The organism is Bacillus sp. AFS001701, assembly GCF_002559405.1.
Lineage (GTDB): Bacteria > Bacillota > Bacilli > Bacillales > Bacillaceae_G > Gottfriedia.
In genome coordinates this window covers 1-9,566 of sequence record NZ_NTZO01000119.1, presented here as the reverse complement: position 1 = coordinate 9,566, position 9,566 = coordinate 1, and the positions used below count along the sequence as shown (strand labels likewise).

The 9,566-nt window shown below is 32.3% G+C and carries 9 protein-coding genes and 1 other annotated feature; of the genes, 5 read left to right on the top strand and 4 right to left on the bottom strand.

Annotation, left to right across the window (positions count from 1 at the left end; translation table 11 throughout):
• Nucleotides 1–37: 37 nt before the first annotated feature.
• The 5 genes from CN514_RS10030 to CN514_RS10010 all read left to right on the top strand — a co-directional run bounded on the left by CN514_RS10030 (nt 38) and on the right by CN514_RS10010 (nt 5,427).
• On the top strand, nt 38–793 hold the full coding sequence (locus tag CN514_RS10030) for a DUF2087 domain-containing protein (RefSeq protein WP_098232449.1): 756 nt from the start codon (nt 38–40) through the stop codon (nt 791–793).
• Between the two features lie 19 nt (nt 794–812).
• Entirely contained in the window at nt 813–1,181 is a 369-nt protein-coding gene (locus CN514_RS10025; protein ID WP_098232448.1) for a GIY-YIG nuclease family protein, read from the top strand.
• 59 nt (nt 1,182–1,240) lie between these two features.
• A complete protein-coding gene (locus CN514_RS10020) occupies nt 1,241–2,569 on the top strand; it encodes an MATE family efflux transporter (RefSeq protein ID WP_141529348.1) in 1,329 nt (442 codons plus the stop codon).
• A 395-nt stretch (nt 2,570–2,964) separates the two neighbouring features.
• Nucleotides 2,965–4,296, top strand: a complete 1,332-nt coding sequence (locus CN514_RS10015) for a cytochrome ubiquinol oxidase subunit I (RefSeq protein ID WP_098232447.1) — start codon at nt 2,965–2,967, stop codon at nt 4,294–4,296.
• A 114-nt stretch (nt 4,297–4,410) separates the two neighbouring features.
• Nucleotides 4,411–5,427, top strand: a complete 1,017-nt coding sequence (locus CN514_RS10010) for a cytochrome d ubiquinol oxidase subunit II (protein ID WP_098232446.1) — start codon at nt 4,411–4,413, stop codon at nt 5,425–5,427.
• Between the two features lie 137 nt (nt 5,428–5,564).
• On the opposite strand, the gene CN514_RS10005 is transcribed toward CN514_RS10010, so the two are convergent.
• The 4 genes from CN514_RS10005 to CN514_RS09990 form a co-directional block, all read right to left on the bottom strand.
• On the bottom strand, nt 5,565–5,750 hold the full coding sequence (locus CN514_RS10005; protein ID WP_098232445.1) for a hypothetical protein: 186 nt from the start codon (nt 5,748–5,750) through the stop codon (nt 5,565–5,567).
• Between the two features lie 100 nt (nt 5,751–5,850).
• Nucleotides 5,851–6,504 carry an amino acid ABC transporter ATP-binding protein gene (locus CN514_RS10000; RefSeq protein ID WP_098232444.1) on the bottom strand — a complete coding sequence of 218 codons (654 nt, stop codon included), beginning with the start codon at nt 6,502–6,504 and terminating at the stop codon, nt 5,851–5,853.
• A gap of 14 nt (nt 6,505–6,518) precedes the next feature.
• On the bottom strand, nt 6,519–7,160 hold the full coding sequence (locus tag CN514_RS09995; RefSeq protein WP_098232443.1) for an amino acid ABC transporter permease: 642 nt from the start codon (nt 7,158–7,160) through the stop codon (nt 6,519–6,521).
• A gap of 15 nt (nt 7,161–7,175) precedes the next feature.
• Nucleotides 7,176–7,952 carry an amino acid ABC transporter substrate-binding protein gene (locus CN514_RS09990; RefSeq protein ID WP_098232442.1) on the bottom strand — a complete coding sequence of 259 codons (777 nt, stop codon included), beginning with the start codon at nt 7,950–7,952 and terminating at the stop codon, nt 7,176–7,178.
• Nucleotides 7,953–8,018: 66 nt separating this feature from the next.
• Nucleotides 8,019–8,278 (bottom strand) — a binding site (T-box leader).
• Between the last annotated feature and the right edge of the window lie 1,288 nt (nt 8,279–9,566).

Below are 9,566 nucleotides of genomic sequence, written 5' to 3'. Positions count from 1 at the left end.
GGTAAATAATAAACAAAAAAAGGGTTGTGTTTGTTAAGTGGAAAATTTAGACGTTTTTTGGAATGCAGATATAGAAGAATTAAAACAAGGATATATCGAAGAGGAGAATCATTTTTTATGTTTACTCTGTAGTAAAAAAATTGAAAAAGGAATTATTTATCAAGATTCAGGAATTTTATATGAAGCCGAAAAATATATGAAAGTTCATATAGAACAAAGTCATGACTCTGTTTTCGATGATTTGATCCAACTGGATAAAAAACTAACAGGATTAACAGAACATCAAAACCATCTTTTACGTCTTTTTTATCAAGGGAAGAGTGATACAGATATTCAAAAAGAAACTGGTATCGGTAGCGCATCTACGATTAGGAATCATCGCTTTGTTTTAAAGGAAAAAGAAAGACAAGCAAAATTATTTCTTGTCATGATGGAGCTTTTAAAAGAAAAGGATCAGCATGCGCCAAGTTTTTTACCACTTCATAAAACAGCAAAAATGGTCGATGAACGCTATAACATTACGGAAGATGAAATGGAAAAAACCTTAAAAAAATACTTTCCGGAAGGCATAGATCGACCATTGAAAAAATTTCCATTAAAAGAAAAACAAAAGCTTGTTGTTCTAAGAGAAATCGTTAAAAGATTATCACCAAATAAGAAATATACAGAAAAAGAGATAAATGAAGTACTGACAGCTATTTATCCTGATTATGTCGTGTTAAGAAGATACTTAATTGAATATGGCTTTATTGATCGAAAGTCGGATGGCAGTAGTTATTGGTTAAAAGCTTAGAAGAGAAAGGTTGTTAAAAATGAGTAGAAAAAAAGAATTAAAAATGCAATATAAAGAAACGAAAGTTCAAGCAGGTATTTATCAAATTAAAAACATAAAAAATCAAAAAGTATTCATAGTAAGTACTAAAAATTTAAAAACAATTAATGGAAAGAAATTTGAATTAGAGGCAGGGTCTTGTACAAATAAAACTCTTCAACAAGAATGGAATGAATATGGAAAAGAGTCATTTGTATTTGAGGAATTAGAAATTTTAAAGGAAGAAGACATTAGTCCATTAGGTATCAAGGGAGATCTAAAAAGACTCGAGGAAAAGTGGTTAGAAAAACTCCAACCTTATGGTGAAAGAGGATATCACACATACAATAGCAAGGGTGATCAGACTTGATTACATCTGAGATTAATCCTCAAGAGCCAAAAAAAGTAAAATTTACTTTATTACGCCCTATGATTATGTTTCTAATTCCATTACTTTTAAGTAATATTATGCAGTCAATTGGTCAGGTTTTTAGCATGATTATAATAGGAAATTGGTTAGGGGAAAATGCATTAGCGGCAATATCGGCTTTCTTTCCAATATTTTTCTTTTTAGTATCATTTATTATTGGAATTGGCTCTGGCAGTTCAATTTTAATCGGTCAGGCACATGGCGCAAAGCTTGAAGGAAGAGTAAAAGCTATTGTTGGAACGACTCTTACTTTTACTCTTTTTCTCTCAGTGGTGCTTGCGATCATCGGCAATATTTTTATTGAAAAACTTTTGAGTTTAATAGGAACTCCTGAAAATATTCTTCATGTAAGTACACAGTATGCTTCCATTTTATTTTGGTCGATTCCCGTGTTATTTATCTATATGGTGTATACAACTCTAATGAGAGGTATTGGGGATTCAAAAACACCGTTTTATTTTCTTATATTAAGTACAGTTTTAAATGTTGCACTTATACCACCATTAGTATTTGGTTGGGTAGGCATACCGAAGCTAGGAATATATGGGGCAGCTTATGCATCAGTAGGTTCAACGGCTTTGACATGTATAGTTCTATTCATATACTTACACAAAACGAATCATCCCCTTCGCCTTGATACTTCAATAAGAAACTATTTGAGGATGGATCCTGAACTTTTAAAACTAATTTTAAAACTAGGTATTCCAACGAGTATAAATATGGTATTTCTTTCGATTTCTGAGATTGCTGTTATTACTTTTGTTAATCAATATGGATCAGATGCTACTGCATCCTATGGGGTAGTAAATCAGATAGTAAGTTATGTTCAAATGCCATCAATTTGTATTGGTATCGCAGTATCAATTTTTGCTGCTCAGTCAATAGGAGCAAATCAGGTTGATCGGTTAAACCAAGTGATTAAAATAGGATTATTACTTAACTATGTACTCGGTGGCATAGTAGTATTACTCACTTATTTTTTATCGAAGCCTATCTTAAATTTATTTCTAACGAATGATAGTACCGTACAAATAGCGAATAGTTTATTGATGATTACGTTATGGGGATATTTAATACTCGGACATTCATTTATTCTATCGTCTACAATGCGTGCCAGTGGAGCAGTACTGTGGCCAACGCTTATTAGTATATTCGTAATATGGTGTATTGAAGTACCTGTAGCCTATCTTTTATCTCATTACACAAGTCTCGGAATGAAAGGAATTTGGTTCGGATATCCGGCAGCTTTTATAGTTGGACTTGGATTAAACTTTTTATATTATAAATTTTCATGGAGGAAGAAACGTATAGTCCGTTTAGTCAATTAGTTTAATGTTCTTCAGACTGTTGACAAACGCTCGCTTTCTTCGTTACTTCGCCTGTCTGCGGTGCTCATTACCGTCTGAGGTAACTCCACTCCTCACTAGCCTTCGTGCCTCGAAAGACAAGCGCTTGCAATCAGTCTGAAAATCAAATTTCTGGGACTTTGTCTAAACATTGAAACCACAAGATTATCCTTGTGGTTTTTTGTTTTCCCATTCACATTCTTTGTACTTAAGATTCCCCGTATACCTTTATTGTTATAGGAACATACTTTTATAGATACAAATTAAAATGCAATTTTATTGATTGTATTCATAAAAACGTAACCTGATCGGTCATTTGATTAGAATAATTAATTTCATTGGACAATAAGATATTATATTATAGGGGGCGATTTCAGATGGAGTTGGATAATGTCACACTCAGTAGATTACTAACAAGTATGACACTAGTATTTCACATTATTTTTGCAACAATTGGTGTAGGAATACCCTTAATGATCGCAATTGCAGAAGGGTTAGGAATCTTAAAAAAGGATCCACATTACACGTTAATGGCAAGAAGGTGGGCCAGAGGATACACAATTACCGTTGCAGTTGGAGTAGTGACTGGTACTTGTATTGGTCTACAACTATCATTATTATGGCCGAGCTTTATGAGAATCGCGGGTCAAGCAATTAGTTTTCCATTGTTTATGGAAACATTCGCGTTCTTTTTTGAAGCGATATTCCTTGGGATCTATTTATATACTTGGGACCGATTTAAAAAACCTATTTATCATTGGTTGATCATTTTACCTGTTATATTAGGTTCAACTTTGTCGGCATTTTTTATCACAACAGTAAATGCCTTCATGAATACTCCGCAAGGTTTTACTTTGAAAAATGGAATAATTAAAACGGTCGATCCAATCGCTGCAATGTTTAATCCAGCTGCTCCTTCTAAAACTTTACATGTAATTGTTACTGCATATGTTGCATCCGCTCTTATATTAACGTCGATCGCCGCTATTCAAATTTTAAGAGGAAAAAATACGGAATACACAAGAAAAGGGCTTCGATTAGCAGCAACACTAGGATTAATTTTTGCCGTTTTAACAGGTGTCACAGGTGATGTTTCAGCAAAATTCCTTGCTAAATATCAACCAGAAAAACTAGCCGCAATTGAATGGCATTTTGAGACAGAAAGAGGGGCAGATTTTGTCTTATTCGGAACACTAGATGATAAAACACATGAAGTAAAATATGAAATTCGAATTCCTAAACTGCTAAGCTTTTTATCTTTCTCAGATTTTAATGCACCAGTAACTGGATTAAATGAATTTCCAAAAGATGAGACGCCACCTTTGTTCATACATTATTTATTTGATATTAAGATGACATTTGTAGGCTTAATAATATCGATGACCTTCATATTTGTTGTATTTTCTATCAAGAAGAAAAATTGGATGCATAATAAATGGCTTTTACGTGGACTAGCGCTGACTGGACCATTAGCGATGATCAATATCGAACTTGGTTGGATGATTGCCGAAATTGGCCGCCAACCATGGATATTAAGAGGATATATGAAGGTTTCAGAGGGAGCCACAACTGCCAAAGGACTAGGTGGTATGTTTTGGTTATTTTTTGTATTGTATGTATTTTTAGGAGTCTTTTGTACCATCGTTATTCGAAAAATGTTCATTCATAATCCACCCGAAGATGAACTTCAATATCGTTTAAAAAAATAGGCTCTGTTTAAAATTCAATCAAAAAACTCTCGTAAGTTACGAACAAGTAAATCATGTAGCTTGAAAGAGTATTACTGGAATTTGAGACAAAGCCAATGAATAGGAGGGTGAACATTGAATATTGAGTTATTAGGAATAATCGTTTTATGGATATTTCTATATGGATATATCATTATTGCATCAATTGACTTCGGTGCTGGATTCTTTGCTTATTATGGAAAAGTAACGAAAAAGGATCACTTAATAAATAATTTGATTAGTAGATATTTATCACCTGTTTGGGAGATAACGAATGTATTTTTTGTATTTTTCTTTGTTGGCATTATAGGTTTTTTTCCAAGTGTTGCATTTTACTATGGAACGGCTCTATTAATCCCAGGAAGTATTTCGCTAGTCCTATTGGCAATTAGAGGCTCGTTTTATGCCTTTTCTAATTATGGATCCAAGGAAAACAAAGTTTATTTATTCTTATATGGAGCGACTGGCCTATTGATTCCCGCTTCACTTTGTACAGTTCTGACCATTTCCGGAGGAGGGTATATAGTTGAAAAAAATGGGGTCGTTCAATTTTTAGCTAAAGACCTATTAACAAGTATATACTCCTGGAGTGTTGTAATCATTGCAATCATTTCAGTCTTATATATTAGCGCAACGTTTTTAACCTATTACGCAAGTAAAGCGAAAGATGAAAGTGCGTTAGCAATATTAAGACAATATGCTTTGTTTTGGACCGTTCCGACGATCCTATCAAGCTTTCTTATATTTGTAGGATTAAGAGATAATAATGTTAGATTTTATGAAAATATCGTTAATCATTATTGGTGGATGTTTTTATTATCATTAATTTGTTTTCTAATAGCATCATCATTAATTTTACTAAAACGAAATTACGGAACAGCCTTTATATTTGTAATGCTCCAATTCTTCTTTGCTTTTTTCGGCTATGGAGCAGCGCACTTGCCATATATATTAGATCCATATATTACGATATACAATGGATACACCAATCAAACATCCGGTACCATGCTAGTAACTGTATTTGTCTTAGGGTTACTACTATTAGTTCCATCGCTATTGTTCTTATTTAAACTATTTTTATTTGATGCTGAGTATGTTCAAGGCAAAAAGTAATGTGGGGGAGATGAAATGCACTCTTCTAATAAACATGAAAAGCGGCTTGTGCTTCTATGTTTTATTGTAGCTTTTATAATGGGATTATCTTTTATTAGTAAATTTTTTCATTGAATAATGAGTGGAGAGGCGCCTATTTATTGAGGCGTCTTATTTATTGAATAAAGGATGAGGTAGAAAGAGAGATGCAAATAAATCGGTTGGAACTGCAAATAAACTGATGGTGCTGCAAATAAAAAAGACGAAACAGCAATTAAATTAAGTGAATCTGCAATTATAAATGTCAAAACTGCAAATAAAAAAGGTGAATCTGCAATTAACATGCTAAATTCACCTGAAATTACGTTCGTATTATTTAGATAGATAGAATAAAAGGTAAAATCTAAGCAAATATTTTAAAATATAACCAAGTTTCCGCTACATTCATGCACTTTCTAAAACTTTTCCTTCTTTTACAAGTAGCGTACGAGTCGAAACATTACTTGCGAATTCCATGTCGTGAGTAATAACAAGAATGCTCATTCCGTCATTTGCTAATTTTTTCATAATCTCAGCAATGCCGTTCGTTAGTTCGGGATCCAGTGCTGAAGTAGGTTCATCAAAGCAAAGTATTTTTGGCTGTAGTGCACACGCTCTAGCAATAGCTACACGTTGCTGTTGTCCGCCTGATAACTCGTTTGGTAATGAATTTGCTTTATCACTAAGACCAACTTGTTTTAATAAATCCATTGCTCTTTTTGTAGCTTCTTCTTTATTCATACCTAGTACAAGGGTTGGGGCTTCAATAATATTTTCAATTACTGTTTTATGTGGGAATAAATTATAGTTTTGAAAAACGAGGCCAACGTTTTTTCTTACTTTTAAAAGATCCTTTTTAGATTTTATCATTTGGCCATCTATTTCAATTGATCCACCATCGAAGCTTTCTAAACCATTAATACAACGAAGTATGGTCGTTTTACCTGCTCCTGATTGTCCTAATAGAGTAACGATTTCTCCTTTATTAACTTCAAAAGAGACTTCATTTAATACGGTTTGTTTATTAAATTGTTTTGTTAAGTTGTTTACTTTTAACATTTTTTAGTCTCTCCTTATTTATAATATGAATATCGATTTTCTAATCGTTTAAATAAATTCGTTAAAATTGCTGTTAGTAGTAGATAAATAATACCAACGAAAACAAGAGGTAATAGTGATGCGCTTGTATTAGATGCGATTTTAGCTACCCGAAGCATATCATCAAGTCCAACAACATATACAAGAGCTGAATCTTTTATTAGAGTAATTACTTCGTTTGAAACAGGAGGTAATACTTTTTTAGTCATTTGAGGCAGAATAATTCTTTTAAAAGTTTGACTGCGACTCAAGCCTAAAACCTCTGCTGCTTCATATTGACCTTTATCAACTGATTGAATACCGGCTCTGAATATTTCTCCAAAATAAGCTGCATAATTAAGTGCAAATGCGATAATAACTGTTGTAAAACGGTCAAATACAATTCCGACTAATGGTAAACCAAAAAAGATAAAGATTAATTGTAAAAGTAGAGGTGTACCACGCATTAATAAAATATAAGAACTAATAATTGATTTGATTGCTGTAATATTTGAAAGTCTTCCAAGTGCAATGATGATTCCAAGTGGAATTGCTAACGCTAGAGTAATTAAGAAAACCTCTAGCGTTACTTTTAATCCATCAAGCATGGAAGGTAATAAAGATGTAATTTGCTCCATGATCGTAAGCTCCTTTTATTTCAATGTACCGAACCATTTTTTATAAATTTTGTCGTAAGTACCATCATTTTTCATAGCACTAATTTCTTTGTTAATTTTTTTAAGTAAATCAGCATCATCTTTTCTTACGCCAATTCCATACTCTTCTTCACCAAAGTTGTCTTCTAAAATTTTGTATTTGTTTTGGCCTCTTTTGTTCATGTAATATTTAGCTAATGTTTCATCTGCTACAACCACATCTACACGTTTTGATTCTAAGTCCATTAAAGCTTGGTTATTATTTTCATATAATACAGGTTTACTACCGTTAAATGATTTTACTAAGTTTTTATCTTTATTAACTGCATCTAAAGAACTTGATCCTTCTTGAATCCCAACATTTTTACCTTTTAAATCTGATTTTGTTTTTATTTTTGAATTTGCTAGGGTGATAATAACTTGTCTATTTTTTAAATATGCATCTGAGAAATTTACTTTTTTCTTACGCTCGTCTGTAATTGAATATCCGTTCCAAATTGCATCAATATTACCTGATTTTAATTCAGTCTCTTTCATTGACCAATCAATTGGTTGGAAAGTTACCTTCATATTTTCACGTTTAAATACTTCTTTTGCTAAATCGATATCAAAACCTACAACCTTACCTTTATCATCTTTAAAACCCATTGGTACAAAAGTATCATCTAATCCAACGACTACTTCGTTTGCATTTCGTTTTTCTTTTCCACAACCAGTAACAACTAATATTGAAATCATACAAATGATCATTGCTGACATTAATTTTTTATTCATTTTACTCTCTCCCTTAAAATATTCTTGAAAAACAAAAAACTCCCGACCTCTAGCTATATGAAATAGCTAGAGGACGGGAGTATTACTCACGTGGTTCCACCTCTATTTATTGATACCTCACGATACCAACCTCTTCAAGTGCAGCAATTAAGCTATACTCTAGCACGATAACGGGTGCAGGGAATCCGGAAACAGTCTACTACCAAAAAGGGTTCGGTGCTCAGCTCAGAGATGTGTTCAAAATATTGTCTTACGCCCCTCGCACCAACCGGGAACTCTCTGTTTAAGAACTTAATACTTTTACTATTTCTCATCAATGCTTTTAAAATTAAATTTTCAAATATGTTCAATACTGCAGTTTTAATAAAATCAAACTAGTTTGTTTTGCGATGAACAAATAATATTACAGATTACAAACAACTGTCAACAAATTTTATTTAAAAAAACTTTGATTTTGTCAAAACTTGGTTAGGAAATTTCTCGGGAAATATGGAAAATTGTCGATTGAATACTGTTAAAGCTGATTGGGATTGTCAAATATTATCAATTCGCAAAAATAACATATACTATATAAATTTCGATTAAAAAATATGATAAATTATCATTAAGAACGAGTGCTCTAACACTCGTTATAAGTAACTTAATAAGCCGAGATGGTTTTATCTTGTAAGTTCTAAGAAGTAGCCCATGCCCAGATCAAAGTATAGGGGCTATTTCTTTTTTGTTGCGTTGATAATACTAACTACTAATTGGATCAATGCAACGAAAAAGCGATAGATATAAGAATTTTCGTATATTTAACAAAAAATTCATGCGCTCAAAGTATATCTAAAGAATCGTATGATATAATAAACATATATTAAAAAAGAACAAGTGCTGTAACACTCGTTCTAGGTAATTGAATAAGCTGAGATGGTTTTATCTAGTTATATCAAAAGAAGTAGCCCATGCCAGACCAAAGCATAAGGGCTATTTCTTTTTTGTTGCGTTGATAATACTAACTACTAATTGGATCAATGCAATGAAAAAGCGATAGAATAAGAATTTTCGTATATTTAACAAAAAATTCATGCACTCAAAGTATATCTAAAGAATCGTATGATATAATAAAAATATATTAAAAAAGAACGAGTGCTGTTACACCCGTTCTAGGCAACTAAATAAGCCGAGATGGTTTTATCTGAGTAAATCAAAGAAGTAGCCCATGCCGAGCAAAAGCATAGGGGCTATTTCTTTTTTNNTAATTGGATCAATGCAACGATAAATGTCATTGCGATGAAGATTAGAGTAAGTGTTTCAAGTGTTTGCATTGGCAGCACCTCCTTTCTACAAAATGCGTAGAAAAGAAGATAAAACCAATTCCCCTATGCTATTCAATTGCTAGTTTGATTATAATAAAATAATTATAGTCAAACTGTAGTTGTAATTATAAAATTTAAACAATTTCATGAAGTTTTAGAATGATTACAATTCTGTTCGGTTGGTAAAAATTGAACAGAGTGTTGAAATATTAATATGTTAAAAATTATTGTATGATAGGATTATAGTTTTTTTAGAGCGAAAAATATGGATAGAGATAAAGTAAAGTAGGAGAGTAGAATGAGAAAATTTAAT